The sequence below is a fragment of the Companilactobacillus halodurans genome (assembly GCF_009600985.1).
In the GTDB taxonomy this organism is placed as follows: domain Bacteria; phylum Bacillota; class Bacilli; order Lactobacillales; family Lactobacillaceae; genus Companilactobacillus; species Companilactobacillus halodurans.
Genome location: NZ_VDFP01000008.1, coordinates 46,626 through 67,080 on the forward strand (window position 1 = coordinate 46,626; position 20,455 = coordinate 67,080).

Consider the following 20,455-nt stretch of genomic DNA (forward strand, 5'->3'; position numbering starts at 1 on the left):
GATTAACTTACCCCCTTAAGCTAAAAAATACATCTAACCCACGCATACGAATTAGATGTAATTTATGTCTTTATTTCACTGGGTCTATATTACCATAGCGAACATATTTTCGCTATATATTTACTTACTTGTTGTCAAACGTGGCAACATTAGAAAAATTGCCAAGCCAATCATAAATAAAATACTCAAGGAAGCAGCGCCAATGGTCGACTTACCAGTAACTTGGGTCACGATTCCTACTAGAACTGGTCCCATAACAGCTGAAAACTTTCCTAAAATATTATAAAATCCGAAAAATTCACTTCCAGAATCCTTAGGAATCAACTTGCCAAAATAAGATCTGCTCAATGCTTGAATACCACCTTGGCTAGTTCCAACAAGAACAGCTAAAATCCAAAAATCAACTGCTGAATGTAATTTTAAAGCATACAAACAAATTCCAAAATACAAGACGATAGCTAACAAAATTCCTTTACGAGCTGAGAATCGATTAGCAATCCAACCATATAAAATTGAAAATGGAAAAGCGACTAACTGTACCACTAACAAAACTAACATCAAAATGGTCGTGGAAATTCCCATATCCATCCCAATTGAAGTCGCCATCGTAAAAATAGTATCGACTCCATCTATATAGAAGAAATAAGCTACTAAAAACCAAGCTGCAGCTTTATATTTTTTTAAATGAGTAATCGTCATCCAAACTCTTTTGAAACTAGACGTGATCGGATGCGGATTCTCAGGCAACGAATAAACTTGACGAACATTTTTTAACATTGGTATAAAGAAAATCAACCACCAAACTGCTGCTAAAAGAAAACTCCAGCGAGCAACACCGTAACTGAACAACATCCCAAAGCCACTCGTCAATTGTAAAACTAAAAACAAAATAAACGCTAAAACTCCACCTAAATAACCAAAAGCATAACCATTTGATGAAAGTGAATCCATCTGACGATTATCTGAAACATCTGTCAAAAAACTATCATAGAATAAGTTCCCAGCGGAATAACCAATTATCGACAGAATAAAAACACCTAATAATAAATGCCATTGACTCGGCGGTACTAACGCTAAACCAAAAGTCATAATAATTCCTAAAAATGAAAAATAACTCAAAAGTTTTTTCTTGTGATGTGGATAATCAGCTAAAGCACCTAAAACCGGCGCTAAAACTGACACAATCAAAGTTCCAAAACTATTAGCATATCCCCAAAAGGCTGTGGCATTAGCCTGAGATACACCTGCATTTTGGGCAACCGACTTGAAATAAACTGGCAAAACTGCTGTCGTGACAATTATTCCATAGCCGGAATTAGCCCAATCATAAAAAATCCAACTCCACTGCTTTTTATTAAAACCCATAATCTCCTCTAATCTAATTCAAGAAAATGTCATCAATCGCATGTCCTGCCAATGGTTCTGGAAATTCCAAACCTAATAGCTTAGCAAACGTTGGTGCTTCATCAACCAAATTAGCCTTCTTTACTGTATGATTTTTCTTGACCATTGGACCATTAAAGGCAATTGTCGTCTTATAGTCTGGCTTCAATGGGTCATAACCATGAACGCCACGATAGCGGTCAGCATTCCCCATCATTTGTGGTAAAACTTTTTCCACCACTTGTGCACGGTCGCTTTCATCGGTGAAGTAATATCCAGCTTTAGCCTCAACCATTAGCGTACATTCTGGATCAGCACCTCTAGTTATAGCTTCTTGAGCTGAATAAATCTTTTCGACGCCTTCAACATCTGAAATCAAGTCTTTCAAACGCTTCATCTGGTCAAAATTTTTCGTGTAAATATAAGTACAGCCATCACACGTCTTAGCCATGACTTGCCAATCTTTTTTGAATGTTTGATCAGGCTTTGACGTTAACCAGCCTCTCTTGGCAAATAAAGTATTCAAATGAATCATCTTATTGACATTTATTTGATAGTGATCGCCTAAAATAACAAAATTGGTATCATTAAAAGTTCCTGCTTCTCTAGTTGCCTCAATTACTTGCTTGACATGCTTATCTAATCGACTTAAAGCTTGCATAGCCTCATCAGAACGGACCCCATAACGGTGACGCATACTGTCCATATCCACTAAATGAAGCAAAGTTAAATTAGGTCGTTTGTTCTTAATTGTATCGACGGCACAGGCAGTAATAAAATCATCCAATTGTGGCTGTTTGATGCCATTACGTAATTTACCGTATTTTTTATCCATTTCTAAAATAAACAATGGCGAACTAGCTTTCAAAGAAACTAAAACTTGATTCGTCCAAATCCGATTTGGAAAAATCTCAGCCAAGTTATAGTCAATCTTGCTGCCAGCTGTGACTGGCCACAAAAAGGCTGCCGTTTTGAGGTTCTTTTGTCTTGCTAAATCATAAAGAGTTGGCGATTTAACGTCTTTTTGATACCAGAACCAATCAGGCGAACGACGTTGTGGCTGAATTTTAGTATTATTAACGATTCCGTGAACCTTAGGGTATTGTCCTGTAATAATCGTCGTGTGCGAAGGATAAGTCAGAGTTGGATAAATTCCTGTAACTTCTTTGATCCAAGTTCCACCAGAAACTAGCTTATTCAAGGTTGGCAATTCAGCTTGATGTTCATTGATGTCACGATATCCCAATGAATCAAGCGAAATAATGACTAAATGTTGATTGACTGTCAATTTAATTTCCCCTTTTTTACTACATGAAAGTATTATATCGCAGTTGGCAAATCCTTGTAATTTCTCCAAAAAGCAATTAGATTTTCTAAAACAAAAAAATATGGTAATCATTTTTTGATTACCATACATTATTAAGATTAAATTTAAATTTTATTCCCAACCTTCGATTACTTTACCAAAATCAGCCAATTTCTTATTAGCATTATCTTCAGTATCGCTCTTAACGCCGATATAGAATTTCATCTTAGGTTCAGTACCAGAAGGTCTTGCAGCAATCCAAGTATCGTCAGCTAAGACATACTTCAAAACATTAGCCTTAGGTAAACCAGTTTCTTTAGTACCAGATTCTGTGACATCAGTATCATTTAAGTAGTCAATCGATTCAACGACCTTTACGCCATTGACCTCATCGATGCCTTCTTCACGTAATGTTTTCATGATTTGAGCCATCTTATCCTTACCAGAAATACCAGCAAAAGTCTTTGAAATAGTCTTTTCGCGGTAATAACCGAATTCTTTGTACAAGTCTTCCAAAGCATCGTAGATAGTCTTACCTTTTGATTCGTAGAAAGCAGCAGCTTCAGCCAGTAACAATGTTGATTGCATAGCATCCTTATCACGCACGAAAGGTTTGACTAAATATCCATAACTTTCTTCAAAACCAAATAAAAATTCATTGCTGCCAGTTTCTTCAAAGTGTTCAATTTTTTCAGCAATATATTTGAAACCAGTCAAAACATTGAACATCTTGATATTGTATTTATCAGCAATGGCAGTTGCTAGTTCGGAAGAAACAATTGATTTAACGACCGCACCATTTTCAGGCAACTTATTTAGATTCTTCTTGGCTTGTAACAAGTAATTCAACAAGACAGAAGCAATTTGATTACCAGTCATCAATTTGTAAGAACCATCTGGTTGTCTGACGGCAGCACCTAATCTATCAGCATCGGGATCAGTGGCAATCAAAATATTTGCACCGATTTTTTTACCACGTTCAATTGCCAAATCAAATGTTTGAGCAAATTCTGGATTAGGGAAAGGTGTTGTTGCAAATTCTGGGTCAAGGATTGCTTGTTCAGTCACCATTTCAAAGTTCTTGAAGCCTAACTTTTGAAAAATTCTTGGAGCAATCATTTTACCAGTACCATGAAGTGGTGAATAAACAAACTTCATCTTGTCGCCGACATCTTTAATCAACTTAGGATCAACGATTACCGTTTCAAGATTCTTCATATAGTCTAAATCAACATCTTCACCGATTAGTTTTAGTAATTTTTCGCTTCTCAATTTTGTAACCGGCATAACTTTGATTGCAAATAAATCGCTCGCCTTACGAGCAAAACTAGTAATATTATCTGATTCCTTAGGTGGCATTTGTCCACCATCTGGACCATAGATTTTAAAACCATTGTATTGTTTAGGATTATGGCTAGCTGTAATCATGATACCTGCATAAGCATGCAAATCTCTTACAGCAAAAGATAATTCTGGAGTTGGTCTTAAACTGTCGAAAACATAACTGTGAATACCATGAATGCCTAGAACTTTAGCGGATTCATAAGCAAAGTCCTGTGAATAGTAGCGTGAATCATAACTAATTGCTACACCTTGCTTCTTAACTTTTTCATCCAAGGTGTCCATAAATGATGCCAATCCCTCAGTCGCTTGACGAACAGTATAAATATTCATGCGATTGATACCAGGACCAATCAAACCACGCATACCAGCTGTACCAAACTCCATAGGTTCATAAAATGCCTCTTCAGCCACTTTATCGTCTTGCTTCATTTCATTTAGTTGCTCTTTCATGTCTGGATCCAAATCTTTATAATCGAGCCATTCTTGCATATTATCTTGCCACGACATTAAAATTGTCCTCCTAATTTGTAAGTACTGATACCTATTATATCAATCATCCAGCACTAATAAAATTTGATTTAAACAACTTTAACAATAAAAATTTAAATCAAACTTAAAATTAAAAAGCCATCTTAGACTTTACAACGGTTTAAGCTGGCTTTTAGAACAATAATATTATCGCTTTATTAATAATAATTTTTTTACTAATAATCACTACTAATTATTCGATTGATATCCGTATCATAATATCTAGCTAAGGCAATCAATGTATCAATATCCGGCATTCTAATGCCAGTTTCATAATGAGACAAGGTTGTAACATCAATGTTCAAATGTTGAGCCACTTCTTTTTGGGTCACATTCTTATCTCTTCTCAGTAGTTTAAGATTTCTTGCAATGTTAAACCCTGATTCGTGCATTAGTCGGTTCAAGTTCTTATCTACTACTTCGCGCATAAGAATCACTTCCTGTCTTTTTACAGATATTATATGTTTAAACATGTACACTACGGAACCAATTCCTAATAATTTATTTTTCGATATTTAGGTATTTACTGTAAATTCAACAATAAAAAAAGGATTATGCGATTAGGTCAAAAATAACCCATCACACAATCCTCAATTTATTTTTACTTAATGTTTAATTATTTAGCTGAAACTTTTTCATCAGACAATTCTTGAATATAATTGTAAGCTTGTTGTCCAGCAATGCCACCTTCACCAACAGCAATAGCTACTTGACGAAGATCTTTCTTTCTCACATCACCAACAGCAAAGATACCAGGGATATTAGTTTCCATGTGATCATTTGTATCGATCCAACCATTTTCATCCAATACGCCTAAGCTCTTGAATGGTTCTGTCATTGGTTTGATACCAACGTAGATAAAAGCACCTTTAGCTGGAACAACGTGTTCTTCGCCCGTCTTCTTATCAACATATCTTACGCCGGATACTTTATCATCAGCACTCGTGATTTCCTTAACGTCAGCATTCCAAACGAACTTAATCTTATCGTTCTTAAATGCACGGTCTTGCAAAATCTTTTGAGCACGTAATTGATCACGACGGTGAATGATTGTTACTGACTTAGCTAATTGTGTTAAATAGATACCTTCTTCAACGGCAGAATCGCCACCACCGATAACGGCAACGTCTTGTCCTTTAAAGAATGCTCCATCACAGACGGCACAATATGAAACCCCACGTCCTGACATTTCATTTTCGCCAGGTACGCCAATCTTTTTATATTGTGAACCAGTTGCAATGATCAAAGCTTTTGTTTCGTAGTCGCCATCATCAGTATGAATGATTTTGACATTACCCTTATCCTCAACAGATTCAACGGCGCCATAACCAAAGTCAGCACCAAATTGAGTTGATGATTTGTACATCTTTTCACTCAAATCAGGACCCAAAATTGAATCAAATCCAGGATAGTTTTCAATTGCAGCAGTGTTATTCATTTGACCACCATAGATACCACGGTCAAGAATCATTACTGATAAATTAGCACGTGAAGCATAAAGAGCGGCAGTTAAACCACCAGGACCTGCTCCAATAACAACTACATCATATGTTTTCATCGTCGATTACCTCCTATTACTCAACAAATCTTACCATTTTTTTCAAAGTTAGCAATTAAATTGCTCACAACTCATTATACCAAGGCTCCGTTTTTTTCTTTCTTCGATAAATGAACAATGCGATAGCACAGATAAATAAAACTAAAGATAAAACCTGTGAAACTCTTACTCCAGGAAAAATATACAGGCTATCAGTCCGCATCCCTTCGACGAAGAAACGAACAGCTGGATACCAAATCAAGTAAGTCAAAAAGACCTCGCCTCGTTTTAAGAGATGCTTGCGATTTCTCAGTACCAGAATCAATATCAAGCCGATTAAATTACCAACTGATTCATAAAGAAAAGTTGGTTGGCGATAAGCTCCATTGATAAACATTTGATCCACAATAAAATGTGGCAAATGCAACGACTGTAAAAATGACAAGGTCGTTTTAGCACCAAACGCTTCTTGATTCATGAAATTACCCCAGCGACCGACGATTTGACCAAGCAAAACTGAAGGTGCTGCAATATCTAACATCAACCAAGGCGATATTTTTCTTTTTTTGCACAATACTAGCAAAACAATAAAAGCAGCTATCAAACCACCATAAATAGCAATTCCTCCATGCCAAATCTTGATGATTTCGCCTGGATTAGCTAAATAAAATGGCAATTCAAAAATTACGTAGTAAAGCCTTGCTCCGACTAAAGCAATTGGTACTCCATACAAAACTAAATCCAAAATATTATCTGGATCTAAATGTCTTCTTTTAGCTTCTCTCATTGCCATGATTACTCCAACTAGGGCACCCATAGCAATGATTATGCCGTACCAATGAATTTGCAATTCACCCAAATTGAATGCAATTGGGTTCAATGCCAATAAATCAAAATTCATTACTTAGTTTCTCCGTCATTCTTAGTTTTTGTTTCATTTTCTTTAATTAGCAGTCCTAAATTATCTTCGAACTTCTTCGTTGCATCGTAACCCATCTTTCTTGCACGATAGTTCATCGCAGCAACTTCAATAATGATGGAGATATTACGACCAACTTTAACTGGTACTGTGATTTGTGGAACATCGACATCAAAGAAAGTTCTCTTATCTTCCAATGTTCCAATGCGGTCATAATTCTTATCAGCTGACCAATTTTCCAAGTTGATTATCAATTGAATTTCACTTTGTGAACGAACCGCACCAGCACCAAAGAGATTCATGACATCGATAATTCCGATACCTCTGATTTCTAGTAGGTGATTCAAGATCTTAGGTGCTTCACCGACAATCGTTTTTTCATCACGTTGGTAAACATCAACTCGATCGTCAGCAATCAATCGGTGACCACGCTTAATCAATTCCAAGGCAGTTTCACTTTTACCAATGCCAGAATGACCTGTCAAAAGAATTCCAATACCATAAACATCGACCAAAACGCCATGAATCGATTCTCTAGGTGCTAATTTCTCATCTAGATATTCAGTAATCATACTTGAGAGTCTCGTTGTTGGCAATTCCGAACCAATCACTGGTACATGATGCTCTTCAGCTGCTTGTAAAATCTCTTTACTAGGTTGGATATTCCGAGAAATAAGTAAAGCTGGCGTATCTTCTCGACACAACTCCAACATGACTTTATAGCGATTATTTGAAGTCATTGAACGTGAATAAGCTGATTCTGTTTGTCCAAATAATTGAATCCGTTCACTTGGATAATAGTCAAAATAACCTGTCAATTCGATTCCAGGACGTGAAATATCGCTTGTTGTTACTTTTTTCTTTTCAAGCAATTGTTCTCCATTATAAACTTTTAGTTCATTATCTTTTACCATTTGTGATACGGTAACGAAATTTGTCATAGCCAACCCCCACTGATTCTAGTTTTATCTTAATTTTATCATTAAAAAAACAAAAAAACGCGCACTAGACGCGTCTTTGAAATTTATCCATGGTATAGCTGTTAATAATCGAATTACAAATTGCCAAAATAATGGCTACAACTATGGCTGAACCAAAGCTACTAAAATGGAAACTTGCAGGTCCGACTAAAGAAGAAGTTAATTCCAAGGTAAATGCATTTATAACGAATGAAAATAATCCAAACGTGATAAACGTAATCGGTAAAGAAATGATATGTAAGAATGGTCTGACAATCATATTTAGGATGGCCAAGACCACACTAGCAATTATGGCTGTTCCTAAACTGGCAATTTGAAACATACCTGGCAAGAGACGTGCAATTGCCAAAAATAATAACGTCTGTACAACCACTCTAATAATCACTCTAATAATCAACTTCATTTTGCTTCTCAAAAACTCCCTTTTAAATCAGTAATATTTTTTTGACGCCTTTGGACGATCATGCTTTTTATTATAATCCGTTTCTTGAATATTGCGCTTTTCCGGTAATGAAAAAACACAGATTACATAAATCAAAATCGGTAAAAAGTAAGTGAACGGTAATAAAAAGATAAAGGCTAAACGAATCCAAGTCGAGTCGATGCCAAAGTATTCACCTAAACCGCCACAAACTCCGGCAAGCATTCGGTCAGTACTTGATCTCGTAATTTTTCTTCTCATACATTCTCACCTCAACTTGTTCAAAAATATACTACACATCGTGATAAATATCAATTGTACTAATCTTCAACAATGTGCTTTCGATTCAGTTCTACCACATGTCCTGTATTTAAGTAAACGACCCATTCACAGATGTTTGTTGCATAATCACCGACACGTTCTAGATAACTGGCAACCAACATATATGATGAACCACTTAAAACATTTTCAACGGTCTTTTGCATATCTTTAATACATAATTCATTGATCATCGCACTTTTAGCATCAATTTCGATGTCACGATGAGCTACTTCTTCAGCTAATTTGCTATCTTTTTTCAAATAAGCTTCTAGGGCATCTTCAACGATACTTGTTGCCATATCGCCCATTTCACCAATAACTTTTTCAATTTCAGGGATTCTCGTTTCACCCTTAACTCTGATTGTTTCTTGAGCAATGCTGACTGCGTGATCGCCCATTCTTTCCAAATCAGAACTAGCTTTTAAAACGGTCACGATCATCCGTAAATCAGAAGTCACTGGCTGTTGTAAGGCAATCATTTCAAACGATTCTTTTTCAAGATCCATTTCACGCTTGTTGATAAAGTGGTCATTTTTAATAACCTCTTTAGCTAATGATTTATCGTGATCAATATATGCCTTAACTGATTTCATAATGGCTTCACTTGCCATCATACCCATTTCTGAGAACCGTAAATGTAAATTATTTAGTTGTTCTTCAAATGTAGTACGCATCTTTTTTTCTCCTAACCGAATTTTCCAGAAATATAATCTTCCGTTTGTTTTTGTTTTGGATTTAAGAAAACATTTTTAGTCTTATCGGCTTCAATTAATTCTCCATTTAGGAAAAAGGCTGTCCTATCAGAAATTCTTGAAGCTTGTTGCATATTATGTGTAACTGTAATGATAGTATAGTCTTCACGTAATGCCAACATTGTTTCTTCAACTTTAGATGACGAAATAGGGTCCAAGGCACTTGTTGGTTCATCTAATAAAATAATATCAGGTTTCACTGCTAAAACTCTAGCAATACAAACTCTTTGTTGCTGTCCACCAGAAAGCGATAAAGCACTTTGGTGCAATTTGTCTTTAACGTCATCCCAGACAGCAGCGTTTTGTAAACTAGTTTCAACTGCTTCATCTAAAGTCTTTTTATCCTTAACTCCCGCTAATCTTAATCCATATATTACATTATCATAAATTGAGAATGGAAACGGATTTGGTTGTTGAAAAACCATTCCGACCTGCTTTCTTAATTCAACAGTGTCGATGTTAGGTGCGTAAATATTCTTTCCATCAAGGGAAATCGTGCCTGTGATTGTAACGTTTGGAATCAAATCGTTCATTCGATTCAAACATCTCAGATATGTTGATTTACCACAACCCGATGGTCCAATCAAGGCTGTAATCTCATTTTTATTAAAATCGAGATTTACTCCCTTTAATGCTTCTTTCTTACCATAAAACAAATGTACATCAGAAGATGTTAAAATTTTCTCTGCCAATTTTAATGCTCCTATCCAAAGTGTCCAGAAACATAATCTTCAGTCGTCTTAACTTTTGGACGAGTAAAGATTTTTCTAGTTTCGTTAAATTCAACTGCATGTCCCATATGAAAAAATGCTGTGTAATCACTAATTCTAGCTGCTTGTTGCATGTTGTGCGTCACGATAATAATGGTGAACTTATCTTTCAAACTCAACATTGTTTCCTCAACATTTGACGTTGAAATTGGATCTAGAGCACTTGCCGGTTCATCCATCAATAAAATATCTGGTTTCATAGCAATTGCTCGAGCAATACAAAGTCTTTGTTGTTGACCCCCAGAGAGCGCTAAAGCACTTTTGTTCAGATCATCTTTGACTTGATCCCACAACGAGGCCTGTTTCAAAGTTGTCTCAACAATTTCATCTAATTTCTTTTTGTCATGTAAACCATGACGTTTTAAAGCAAAAGTAATGTTGTCATAAATTGATTTTGAAAACGGATTCGGACGCTGAAATACCATTCCAATATGTTTTCTAACCTCATAAATATCAACATTATTTTTATTGATATCTAAACCACGGTACATAATCTGTCCTTTAACTGTAGCTCCGGGGATATTGTCGTTCATTCGATTCAAAGATCTTAAATAAGTCGACTTACCTGATCCTGAAGCTCCAATCAAAGATGTAATCTTGTATCTTTCGAACTGAAGCGATGCCTTATGCATCGCTTCTTTTTCGCCATAAAATACTTGTAGATCCTTAGTACTCATGGCAATTTCATGCTCATCCTTATCTAAATGAAGGATGGATTGTTTTACTCTTTGTTCATCCATATATTACTCGCCACCCGTCATTTTTTTATAAACTAAATTACCGATATATCTTGAAAGTAAATTGAAAATCAAAACTGCGATAATCAAAACTGCAGAAGCTCCAGCTGAAACTTGTACAGCATCTGGAATCAATCCTTCTGAATTCACTTTCCAAATATGAACAGCTAATGTTTCGGCAGGTCGCATCAAGTTCAATGGACTAGTGATACTGAAAATATTGAAGTTAGTAAAGTCAAGTGGCGGAGCACTTTGACCAGCCGTATAAATTAATGCAGCGGCTTCACCAAAGACTCTTCCGGCCCCAATAATCATACCTGTAATAATACCAGGAAGTCCATCAGGAATAATAACGTGAATCACTGTTTCCCATTTTGAAAGTCCTAAAGCCAGACCGGCTTCACGTTGAGATTGCGGAACTGATTTCAATGAATCCTCAACATTTCTTGTCAAAATTGGCAAGTTGAAAACTGTCAAAGTTAAAGCACCTGACAAAATGGAAAAACCGAAATTGAAACTGATAACGAAAATCAAAAATCCAAACAAACCAACAACGATTGATGGCAATGAACTCAATACTTCAATTGAAACTCGAATCAATTCGACGAATTTATTTTTACCAGCATACTCTGATAAGTAAATTCCGGCACAAATTGAAATCGGTATTGAAATCAACATAGAAAGAATCAATAAGAAGAACGAATTGAACAATTGAATCCCCACACCGCTTCCAGCTTGAAAGGCCTTAGATCCAGAAGTGAGAAAGTGCCAGTTTACATATCGTAAACCACTTCCCAAAATATAAACTAACAATCCAATAAGAATCAAAACGATGATCCCTGACATAAAGTAAATTACGCCAGTTGCAATCTTATCTTTTGTTTTAGCATTAAACACTAGAATTCACCTCGCTTAGCAATTGATCTAATCACAAAGTTGAACAATAGTGACATTAATAGCAATAGTAAAGCTAAGGACCAAAGTGCATTATTTGCGGTCGATCCCATAATCGTATTACCCATGTTCATAGTTAGAACACTGGTTAGAGTTGATGATGGCGAAACAAGATTCTGTGGCAGAAGCATGGCATTACCAATAACCATTTGCACAGCTAATGCTTCACCAAATGCCCGTGCCATTCCAAAAACGACAGCCGTTAAAATTCCTGGCGTGGCAGCGCGTAACACTACCTTAGAAATTGTCTGCCATCTAGTTGCTCCAAGAGCTAACGAAGCTTCTCGATAATATCTAGGAACGGCTTTTAAAGCATCGACTGACATAGAAGTAATCGTTGGTAGAATCATGACGAATAAAACAAATGACCCGGCTAAAATACCAAACCCACTGCCTCCAGCAATTTTTCTAACGAAAGGAACCACAATTGTTAACCCGATAAATCCATAAACTACTGATGGAATACCCACCAATAATTCAATGACCGGTTGTAAAACTTTGCGACCCCATTTAGGCGAGATTTCAGTCATAAAAATGGCTGCTGCAATCGCAAATGGCGTTCCAATTAAAGCTGCAATCAAAGTAACTGAAAATGATCCGATAATCATTGGTGCAGCACCAACAATTGGATGGCCTGAACTATCTAACTTGTTTGGAGACCAAACTGAATGAGTTAAAAAATCAATTGGATTGACGCCATCCTTAAAGAAAATAACTAACCCTTTTGAAGCGACGAATCCAATAATAGTGATAACTAGTAAAACGATAATGGCAGTAAAACTGAAAGAAATAGCTTTTCCACGAGTTTCTCTTTTAGCGGAGACAGATTTCTTAGTTAAACTTTCTTTAATTGGATCTTTCAAATTATTTTACCCCCTTTGTAACTGGCGTAACATTGCCCTTATAATCTTTTTGATATTTCATTTCATTGATTGGAACATAGTTCATCTTTTTAACGACATCGTTTTGAACTTTCTTAGTCATAATGAAGTCCAAGAAGTCCTTGGTCATACCAGTTGGTTTGCCATTGGTATAAAGATGTTCGTAGGACCAAATCTTCCAAGTATTATTCTCAATATTTTTAATAGTTGGTGCAATATTGTTAATGTTAATAGTTTTGACAGTATCATTTAAATATGGCATTGCTAAATAACTGATGGCACCAGCAGTATTGTAGACAATTTGTCTAACCATTCCGCTAGAATCTTGTTCTTGAGAGCGAACAAACGGCGTACCGTCCATAACGTCACTTTCAAAGGCTGCTCTAGTACCACTACCATCGGCACGATTAATAATGGTGATCGGTAGATCCTGACCACCAACTTGTTTCCAGTTAGTTATTTCACCAGAAAAAATTTCTTTTAATTGCTCGATAGTTAACGATTTAACCTTAACATTTTTGTTCACTATGGGAACCATTGCGACTGCAGCTATACGATGATCGACAAGTTTACTAGCATCGATATCCTTTTTTTGTTCTGCATAGAGATCGGAATTTCCAATATCTACCGCACCTTGTTGAATCTGACTGAGTCCTGTACCAGTTCCGCCACCCTGAACGTTAACGTACTCGCTTGAATTACTCTTGGTAAATTCTTCCCCAGCGAGTTCTACTAATGGCTGAGCGGCAGACGATCCCACCGCTGTAATCGTTTGTTGGCTTCCGCTGCCTTTGCAACCACTCAATATAAAAATCATGGGTATTACAATTGCAAATAATGCGACAAGTCTTTTTTTCAATGTTCTCACCTCTATCTAGCTTAGAATAGTATAGAAATGTATATTTTTTGTATAAAAAAATGTCGCAACAAAATAAATTATTTTGTTGCGACATTTTCTTTAAAGTGGTATATCGACTGTAAATTTAGTTCCTAATCCCTTATGGGACTCGATTCTGATATCACCGTCAAGCGTATCAAGTGTTTCCTTAACGATAGCCAGACCCAAACCAGTTCCACCAGTCTCTAAACTTCTCGACCGATCGACACGATAAAATCTTTCAAAGATTCGACCTTGATCCTCTTCAGAGATTCCGATACCAGTATCTTTAATGATGAACTTGATTCGATTCTCAATTTCATCATGATGAACTTCTAAGTCAATCTCACCATTTTCTTTATTATATGAAATAGCATTTTTAATTAAATTACGAAAGACCAAGTTAATTTTTTCTTTATTGACCGTAACTTCCTGATTACCGAAATAATCTTGCTTAACAGTCAGGTTATGCTTTTTAATAGCCAGTGATTGACGCTCTAAAATCTTATTCACATCATCATGCAAATTGATAACATCGGTCTTTTCAGTATCTCGTTTAACTTTTGAAAGCGACAAAATATCTTGAATCAATTCTGTCAAACGAATACTTTCACTGTGAATAATCTTCAAGAAATGATCCAATTTTTTAGGATCATCTTTGGCTCCGCCCAAAAGCGTTTCTGAAAAGCCCTCAATTGACGTTACTGGAGTCTTCAATTCATGACTGACATTGTTGACGAAATCAACTTGCATCCGTTCAATTTGGCGGCTTTCAGTCAAATCATACAAGATAACCAAAACTTGTTGATCAAAGTCTTCTCGCGAGTGAATCAGGCGAATAACATTGGCATCAACGAATTTTTGCGAGTTGCCAACCAATTGAATCTCTCGATGATGATTCTTATTCTTCTTCAAAGTATGTTCGATCATTCGACTCAAACTATAAGTCTTAATGTCTTCAATGAAGGGGTGAATATCATTTGAAATGTTTACGTTCAACAGGCTTGCCATAGCTTGGTTATGCAACAAAACATCCCCTTGCGAATTCAACAGCATAACACCGATTGGCAAATGACCTACTAAACCACGAAATCTTCTCTCACGTAAACGGACATCATCACGTAAATCATTGATATCCATACTGATTTTATTAGTTTGTTCGACCAAGCCATACAATTCGTCATCTGGCGACAGAATCAGTGAGGCCATTTCCTTATTTTTACGTACTCGACGTAAATTCTCGGTAACGCTCTTAATATCATTGCTCAATTGCTGACGTTTGCGGTAATAAAACAGAATTACTGAATCAGTAATGAGAAAATACATCAAGGCAATGATAACTGAAGTCATTGGGCTTTGACTCCACAAACGATCAAACTTTTTAGCAACGACGTGACGATTTGAATTCGACATGAAATACATCGTTCTCGTTCCAAAGGTTGTATCCGTCACGTAATTTTTACCCGGAGCAATACGGCCACGGTGATACATATCATAGGCTTGCTTTTGCAAGGGCGTATCTTCTTTTTTCAAATCGACGTAACTCAAGCCAGCAATCCTTGCCGCCTCGGATGGATCGTGATTCTTCTTTAATTCTTGAAATGAATCAGTTTCTTCGGTAAACATATTATTTTGTGAACTGCCCAAAATACTGTCGGAAAATGTCGCCAAAATAATAAAGATAATTACGGAAATCAAGATAGCAACTATTGGTCCTATTTTTCTCTTCATCATCATACCTCTAAAATATAACCGAACCCGTGGACGGTCTTAATTATTTGTGGATTTTTCGTATCCGTTTCAATTTTATCACGGAGGTGACTAATTTGGATATCGACCATCCGCATTTGTGAATTCGAATTAATTCCCCAGACATTGTCAAAAATTTGCTCACGAGACACGACAATGCCTTTATTTCTAATCAAAAACTCCAATAACTCATATTCCTTTTTAGTCAAACTGATTTCATTTCCATCAATAATCAAACTTTTGACATCGGTATTGAGTCTGAAATTCTTTTCTTTTTCTTCACTCGAAGTTCTTCTTAGAACAACTTCGATTCGTGCCAGTAATTCTTTGATGCTAAAAGGCTTGGTGACATAGTCGTCAGCACCACTGATCAAGCCTTCAATCTTGTTATCTTCAGAATCCACCGCTGTTAAAAATATAACTGGTGTAAGATTACCTGACTTGCGCATTTTTTTCAGTACATCAATTCCACTCAATTTGGGTAACATTTGATCCAATAAGATTAAATCAAAAATTCCGGTATTGGCCTTATCAAGCGCCATTTGCCCATCTGTGGCAGTAGAGACTTGGTAATCATTACTTTCCAAATTGTATTCTATTAATTCTACGATCGTAGGTTCATCATCGACAACTAAGATTTTCTTTTTCATTGTTTGACCCCTTGTAGTTTCCATTGGAGATAAGCATAAATAAATGGATCTAAATCGCCATCCATAACGGCCTGACCATTGCTCGTTGAATAATTGGAACGATGGTCTTTAACCATTGTGTATGGATGAAAAACGTAGGAACGAATCTGTGAGCCCCAGCCAATATCCTTTTGCTCGCCTTGGATTTCAGCATGCTTTTTAGCACGTTCTTCTTCTTCTCGTTGGAAGAGCTTAGCCTTTAACATGTTCATGGCTGTTTCTCTATTTTGTAATTGGGAACGCTGTGCTTGCGAACTAACGACGATTCCTGTTGGCAAATGAGTGATTCTGACCGCTGATGAAGTCTTATTGATATGTTGACCACCAGCACCAGATGATCTAAAAACGTCAACTCTTAAATCGTCATCGTTAATTTCAACATGAATACTATCATCCAATTCGGGCATTACGTCAACTGATGCAAACGATGTATGTCGACGTCCAGCCGAATCAAAGGGTGAAATTCTTACTAAACGGTGCACTCCTCTTTCGGAACGAAGCAATCCATAGGCGTTTTTACCACGAATCATCATTGAAACACTCTTAATTCCTGCCTCATCGCCGGGTTGATAATCTTCGACTTCAACTGAAAATTTATGCTGTTCAGCCCATCTTTGATACATTCTTAAAAGCATTGAGCCCCAATCTTGCGATTCAGTTCCACCTGCTCCAGGATGTATTTCTAAAATTGCATTATGAGAATCATATGGTTCTGACAAAAGCATCATCAATTCATAATTACGCAATTCATCAGCCAACTTATCAGAATCAGTTTCCATTTGTGTTATCAAGTCATCTTCTGGATCTTCTTGATATAGCTCAGCGAGAACTTGTAAATTTTCCAAACCTTCGCTTAACTTTTTGAAATTGTCGTATTTATCTTTGAGATCATTAGTTTGATCAATTAATTTTTGAGCTTTTTCATGGTCATCCCAAAAACCATTCTCAGTCATCTTAGCTTCATTTTCAGCAATGCTTTCTTCAAGGTTCTCTAAGTCAAAGAGACCCCCTGAATTGAGTTATTTTGTTCTCCATATCGGAAATACGGTTTTTAATTTCTCCAAATTCCATTTAATCACCCTTATAAAAAAAGCCGGCCATTTGGCCCGCTTTTTATCTTTCCATATTTTGTCTAATTTCGGCCTTCATGAATAGTCTTGTAACATCATATTCAATATCAGAAACCATTTCTTCAAACATACGATATCCTTCTTCTTGATACTCAACCAAAGGATTCAATTGTCCGTATCCACGTAGACCAATTGATTGACGAAGTTGATCCATAGCATCGATATGATCAGTCCAATGTTCATCGACAACTCTTAGTATAACAACTTTCTCAAATTCTAGCATTTGTGAAGGGTCGCCTAATTGTTGTTTCTTCTCTTCATAATTCTTTGTAACAAAGTCCATCAAGTACTTAATGATTTCTTCAGGTGTCTTGAGTTGCAAATCAACAACACTCATCTTATCTTCATTAACTAAGGCTGACTTAGCAAAATCAGCAATAGCTTCAAGTTCCCAATCTTCTTCTTTACCTTGAGTATGAACATCGACTTGAGCTTTAATTGTACGTTCAATCATTGGAAGCAAGACCCTATCCAGATCCTTATCTTCAGTTATAACTTCCATTCTCTCTTTATAGATAACTTCACGTTGTTCACGCATAACATCATCATATTGCAAAGTATTCTTACGTGTATCGTAGTTATTACCTTCAACACGTTTTTGAGCTGATTCAACTTGACGAGTCATCATCTTACTTTGAATAACAGCATCGTCGTCTTCAACCTTCAAAGCCTTCAAAACGTGCTTGATTCTTTCAGAACCAAAACGTTTCATCAAGTCATCTTCAAGCGACATGTAAAATTGTGTTACACCAGGATCACCTTGACGACCTGAACGTCCACGAAGTTGATTATCGATACGACGTGATTCATGTCGTTCAGTACCAATAACAGCTAAACCGCCAAGTTCAACAACTCCCGGTCCAAGTTTAATATCAGTCCCACGACCAGCCATATTAGTAGCAATCGTAACGGCGCCACGTTGACCAGCGTTCATGATGATTTCAGCTTCTTTGGCGTGGTTCTTAGCATTCAAGACAGCGTGAGGAATACCTTCTTTATCCAATAATTTAGATAGGTATTCTGAAGATTCAACCGCAACAGTACCAACTAAAATAGGTTGACCCTTTTCGTGACGAGCTTTGATGTCGCGAACAACAGCCGCAAACTTACTCTTCAAAGTTGGATACAAAACGTCATCTTTATCATCACGGATAACTGGCTTGTTAGTAGGAATTGAAATAACTTCCATGTTATAGATTTCTCTAAATTCTTCTGCTTCAGTCTTAGCAGTACCAGTCATACCAGCTAATTTATCATACATTCTGAAGAAGTTTTGATAAGTGATATTAGCCATGGTCTTAGTTTCATCTTGGATTTCAACGCCTTCTTTAGCTTCAATAGCTTGGTGCAATCCATCAGAATAACGACGGCCATCCATAACACGACCAGTAAATTGGTCAACGATTTTTACTTCACCGTCTTGAACCACGTAATCAATATCCAAACTCATAATAAAGTTGGCACGTAATGCTTGATCCAAATGGTGATTTAAAACTGTATTATCAATATCATACAAATTATCAAGGCCAAAGTAATCTTCAGCTTTTCTAATTCCTGTTTCAGTTAAACTGATTGACTTTGTAGGCCAATCAATCTTGTAATCATCCTTGTCAAGCGTCTTAGCGAAACGATCAGTTCTAACATACATTGCAGTTGATTTTTCAGCTGCACCAGAAATGATCAATGGAGTTCTAGCCTCATCGATCAAAATAGAATCGACCTCATCGACAATTGCATAGTGAAGTGGACGTTGAACCATTTGTTCCTTGTAAACGACCATGTTATCACGCAAGTAGTCGAATCCTAATTCACTGTTAGTTGAATATGTAATGTCACAATTGTAAGCAGCACGTTTTTCTTCTGAGTCCATGCTATTAATGTTCAAGCCAACTGATAGACCTAACCAGTTATATAACTCACCCATTTGTTTAGCATCACGGCCAGATAGATATTCATTAACTGTAACAACGTGAACACCCTTGCCAGCTAAAGCATTCAAATAAACGGGCAATGTAGCTGTTAAAGTTTTACCTTCACCAGTTTTCATTTCCGCAATATTACCTTCATGCAAAGTGATACCACCGATTAATTGAACTCTAAATGGATATAGTCCAAGAACTCTTTTGGCACCTTCTCTAGCTGTAGCAAAAGCTTCTGGTAAAATATCGTCTAAAGTTTCACCGTTTGCTAGTCTCTCTTTAAATTTAGGAGTCTTAGCTTGAAGTTCTTCATCAGACAATTTACTGTAAGGTTCAGCATAAGCTTCAATCTTATCGGCAATCTTGCCCATACGTTTAACTTCTCTTTTATCGCTTTCGACCCATCTTCTTAGTGGATTTGCCATTTTAATCTATCTCTCCTAAGTGTTATAAACATACTCTTAATAGTAGCATTAATTTTTAAAGTTTTAAACTCATTATCAATTAAACAGACTTTCAGGATTACAATGATACACTATTTTTTAGTGCTTTGTATTAAAAATGCTTTACATTTTTTATAGTCAAATTAAAAAGAGCTTCAAATAAGGATTCAATCCTCATTTGAAGCTCTCTTTGTATATTATCAATTATTCATTAGTTTCAATCAAGCCATATTTGCCATCGTTACGTTTGTATACGATGCTTGCTCCATTTGTTTCTGAGTCTTCAAAAATGAAGAATTCGTGGCCAAGCATTTCCATTTGTAGAACAGCTTCTTCAGCATCCATTGGTTTCAATGAAAGACGCTTTGTTCTAACAATTTCTGAGGCATCTTCTTGAGTATCATCTGGCGTGATATCATCCAATGGAAGATCCTTAACGCTTCCACCTTCACGGCTCTTACGATTTACACGTGTTTTGAATTTCTTAACTTGTCTTTCGAGCTTATCGACAACTAAATCGATTCCAGCATATAAATCATCATTGACCTCTTCGGCTCTCAATGTGATATATGGCAATGGAATTGTTACTTCAACCTTTGTACCTTTTGAAGGGTATGTTTTCAAGTTTACATGAGCAATCGGATTGCTTTCACCACTAAAGTATTTTTCCATTTTGGAAAGTCTTTTTTCGACATATTCGCGAATTGATGAAGTTACTTCAATATTTTCACCACGTACATTAATAGTTAACATAATAATCTCTCCTTCCAACGATAGGAAATTTAAGAGTGTTCTTACATCTCTTTAATGCAATT

General features: G+C 36.4%; 20 protein-coding genes. All 20 read right to left on the bottom strand.

Features of this window, described 5'->3' with window-relative positions:
• Positions 1 to 120: 120 nt before the first annotated feature.
• A complete protein-coding gene (locus FHL06_RS05460) occupies positions 121 to 1,365 on the bottom strand; it encodes an MFS transporter (protein ID WP_153385220.1) in 1,245 nt (414 codons plus the stop codon).
• A gap of 13 nt (positions 1,366 to 1,378) precedes the next feature.
• The gene (locus FHL06_RS05465; protein WP_153385221.1) at positions 1,379 to 2,671 is read right to left on the bottom strand and encodes an alkaline phosphatase family protein; all 1,293 of its coding nucleotides are present in this window, start codon (positions 2,669 to 2,671) and stop codon (positions 1,379 to 1,381) included.
• Positions 2,672 to 2,821: 150 nt separating this feature from the next.
• Positions 2,822 to 4,540, bottom strand: coding sequence for a phospho-sugar mutase (locus FHL06_RS05470; protein WP_153385222.1), 1,719 nt, complete (start codon positions 4,538 to 4,540; stop codon positions 2,822 to 2,824).
• 197 nt (positions 4,541 to 4,737) lie between these two features.
• Positions 4,738 to 4,989, bottom strand: coding sequence for a helix-turn-helix domain-containing protein (locus FHL06_RS05475; RefSeq protein WP_162000164.1), 252 nt, complete (start codon positions 4,987 to 4,989; stop codon positions 4,738 to 4,740).
• 188 nt (positions 4,990 to 5,177) lie between these two features.
• Positions 5,178 to 6,119 (bottom strand): thioredoxin-disulfide reductase, encoded by a 942-nt coding sequence (gene trxB, locus FHL06_RS05480; protein ID WP_153385224.1) that lies wholly within the window; start codon positions 6,117 to 6,119, stop codon positions 5,178 to 5,180.
• Between the two features lie 64 nt (positions 6,120 to 6,183).
• Entirely contained in the window at positions 6,184 to 6,999 is an 816-nt protein-coding gene (lgt, locus tag FHL06_RS05485) for a prolipoprotein diacylglyceryl transferase (RefSeq protein WP_153385225.1), read from the bottom strand.
• Positions 6,999 to 7,958 (bottom strand): HPr(Ser) kinase/phosphatase, encoded by a 960-nt coding sequence (gene hprK, locus FHL06_RS05490; protein ID WP_153385226.1) that lies wholly within the window; start codon positions 7,956 to 7,958, stop codon positions 6,999 to 7,001. Before hprK ends, lgt begins: the two co-directional genes overlap by 1 nt.
• A gap of 64 nt (positions 7,959 to 8,022) precedes the next feature.
• Positions 8,023 to 8,400: a phage holin family protein gene (locus FHL06_RS05495; RefSeq protein ID WP_153385227.1), complete on the bottom strand. Its 378-nt coding sequence runs from the start codon at positions 8,398 to 8,400 to the stop codon at positions 8,023 to 8,025.
• 27 nt (positions 8,401 to 8,427) lie between these two features.
• The gene (locus tag FHL06_RS05500) at positions 8,428 to 8,679 is read right to left on the bottom strand and encodes a PspC domain-containing protein (RefSeq protein WP_153385228.1); all 252 of its coding nucleotides are present in this window, start codon (positions 8,677 to 8,679) and stop codon (positions 8,428 to 8,430) included.
• 59 nt (positions 8,680 to 8,738) lie between these two features.
• Positions 8,739 to 9,413 carry a phosphate signaling complex protein PhoU gene (phoU, locus tag FHL06_RS05505; RefSeq protein WP_153385229.1) on the bottom strand — a complete coding sequence of 225 codons (675 nt, stop codon included), beginning with the start codon at positions 9,411 to 9,413 and terminating at the stop codon, positions 8,739 to 8,741.
• Between the two features lie 11 nt (positions 9,414 to 9,424).
• Entirely contained in the window at positions 9,425 to 10,183 is a 759-nt protein-coding gene (pstB, locus tag FHL06_RS05510) for a phosphate ABC transporter ATP-binding protein PstB (RefSeq protein ID WP_153385230.1), read from the bottom strand.
• Positions 10,184 to 10,194: 11 nt separating this feature from the next.
• Positions 10,195 to 11,001, bottom strand: a complete 807-nt coding sequence (pstB, locus tag FHL06_RS05515; RefSeq protein WP_153385231.1) for a phosphate ABC transporter ATP-binding protein PstB — start codon at positions 10,999 to 11,001, stop codon at positions 10,195 to 10,197.
• A gap of 3 nt (positions 11,002 to 11,004) precedes the next feature.
• The gene (gene pstA / locus FHL06_RS05520) at positions 11,005 to 11,895 is read right to left on the bottom strand and encodes a phosphate ABC transporter permease PstA (protein ID WP_162000163.1); all 891 of its coding nucleotides are present in this window, start codon (positions 11,893 to 11,895) and stop codon (positions 11,005 to 11,007) included.
• Complete coding sequence (pstC, locus tag FHL06_RS05525; protein WP_153385232.1) at positions 11,895 to 12,815, bottom strand: phosphate ABC transporter permease subunit PstC; 921 nt, start codon at positions 12,813 to 12,815, stop codon at positions 11,895 to 11,897. Before pstC ends, pstA begins: the two co-directional genes overlap by 1 nt.
• Position 12,816: 1 nt before the next feature.
• Positions 12,817 to 13,692 (bottom strand): phosphate ABC transporter substrate-binding protein PstS family protein, encoded by an 876-nt coding sequence (locus FHL06_RS05530; RefSeq protein ID WP_192917950.1) that lies wholly within the window; start codon positions 13,690 to 13,692, stop codon positions 12,817 to 12,819.
• 99 nt (positions 13,693 to 13,791) lie between these two features.
• Positions 13,792 to 15,441 carry a sensor histidine kinase gene (locus tag FHL06_RS05535; RefSeq protein WP_153385233.1) on the bottom strand — a complete coding sequence of 550 codons (1,650 nt, stop codon included), beginning with the start codon at positions 15,439 to 15,441 and terminating at the stop codon, positions 13,792 to 13,794.
• Between the two features lie 2 nt (positions 15,442 to 15,443).
• Complete coding sequence (locus FHL06_RS05540; RefSeq protein WP_153385234.1) at positions 15,444 to 16,109, bottom strand: response regulator transcription factor; 666 nt, start codon at positions 16,107 to 16,109, stop codon at positions 15,444 to 15,446.
• Positions 16,106 to 17,219, bottom strand: a protein-coding gene (prfB, locus tag FHL06_RS05545) for a peptide chain release factor 2 (RefSeq protein ID WP_153385235.1) whose coding sequence is annotated in 2 segments (ribosomal slippage) — positions 16,106 to 17,146 and positions 17,148 to 17,219 — 1,113 coding nt in all. Because the reading frame shifts where the segments join, the coding sequence is not laid out codon by codon here. Before prfB ends, FHL06_RS05540 begins: the two co-directional genes overlap by 4 nt.
• A gap of 42 nt (positions 17,220 to 17,261) precedes the next feature.
• Positions 17,262 to 19,622, bottom strand: a complete 2,361-nt coding sequence (gene secA / locus FHL06_RS05550; RefSeq protein ID WP_153385236.1) for a preprotein translocase subunit SecA — start codon at positions 19,620 to 19,622, stop codon at positions 17,262 to 17,264.
• 222 nt (positions 19,623 to 19,844) lie between these two features.
• On the bottom strand, positions 19,845 to 20,393 hold the full coding sequence (gene hpf / locus FHL06_RS05555; protein ID WP_153385237.1) for a ribosome hibernation-promoting factor, HPF/YfiA family: 549 nt from the start codon (positions 20,391 to 20,393) through the stop codon (positions 19,845 to 19,847).
• Positions 20,394 to 20,455: the final 62 nt, after the last annotated feature.

Coding starts and splice junctions, on each gene's coding strand:
- FHL06_RS05460 (WP_153385220.1), bottom strand. CDS start 1,365: ATGGGTTTTAATAAAAAGCAGTGGAGTTGGATTTTTTATGATTGGGCT.
- FHL06_RS05470 (WP_153385222.1), bottom strand. CDS start 4,540: ATGTCGTGGCAAGATAATATGCAAGAATGGCTCGATTATAAAGATTTG.
- FHL06_RS05475 (WP_162000164.1), bottom strand. CDS start 4,989: ATGCGCGAAGTAGTAGATAAGAACTTGAACCGACTAATGCACGAATCA.
- trxB (WP_153385224.1), bottom strand. CDS start 6,119: ATGAAAACATATGATGTAGTTGTTATTGGAGCAGGTCCTGGTGGTTTA.
- lgt (WP_153385225.1), bottom strand. CDS start 6,999: ATGAATTTTGATTTATTGGCATTGAACCCAATTGCATTCAATTTGGGT.
- hprK (WP_153385226.1), bottom strand. CDS start 7,958: ATGACAAATTTCGTTACCGTATCACAAATGGTAAAAGATAATGAACTA.
- FHL06_RS05495 (WP_153385227.1), bottom strand. CDS start 8,400: ATGAAGTTGATTATTAGAGTGATTATTAGAGTGGTTGTACAGACGTTA.
- FHL06_RS05500 (WP_153385228.1), bottom strand. CDS start 8,679: ATGAGAAGAAAAATTACGAGATCAAGTACTGACCGAATGCTTGCCGGA.
- phoU (WP_153385229.1), bottom strand. CDS start 9,413: ATGCGTACTACATTTGAAGAACAACTAAATAATTTACATTTACGGTTC.
- pstB (WP_153385231.1), bottom strand. CDS start 11,001: ATGGATGAACAAAGAGTAAAACAATCCATCCTTCATTTAGATAAGGAT.
- FHL06_RS05535 (WP_153385233.1), bottom strand. CDS start 15,441: ATGAAGAGAAAAATAGGACCAATAGTTGCTATCTTGATTTCCGTAATT.
- FHL06_RS05540 (WP_153385234.1), bottom strand. CDS start 16,109: ATGAAAAAGAAAATCTTAGTTGTCGATGATGAACCTACGATCGTAGAA.
- secA (WP_153385236.1), bottom strand. CDS start 19,622: ATGGCAAATCCACTAAGAAGATGGGTCGAAAGCGATAAAAGAGAAGTT.
- hpf (WP_153385237.1), bottom strand. CDS start 20,393: ATGTTAACTATTAATGTACGTGGTGAAAATATTGAAGTAACTTCATCA.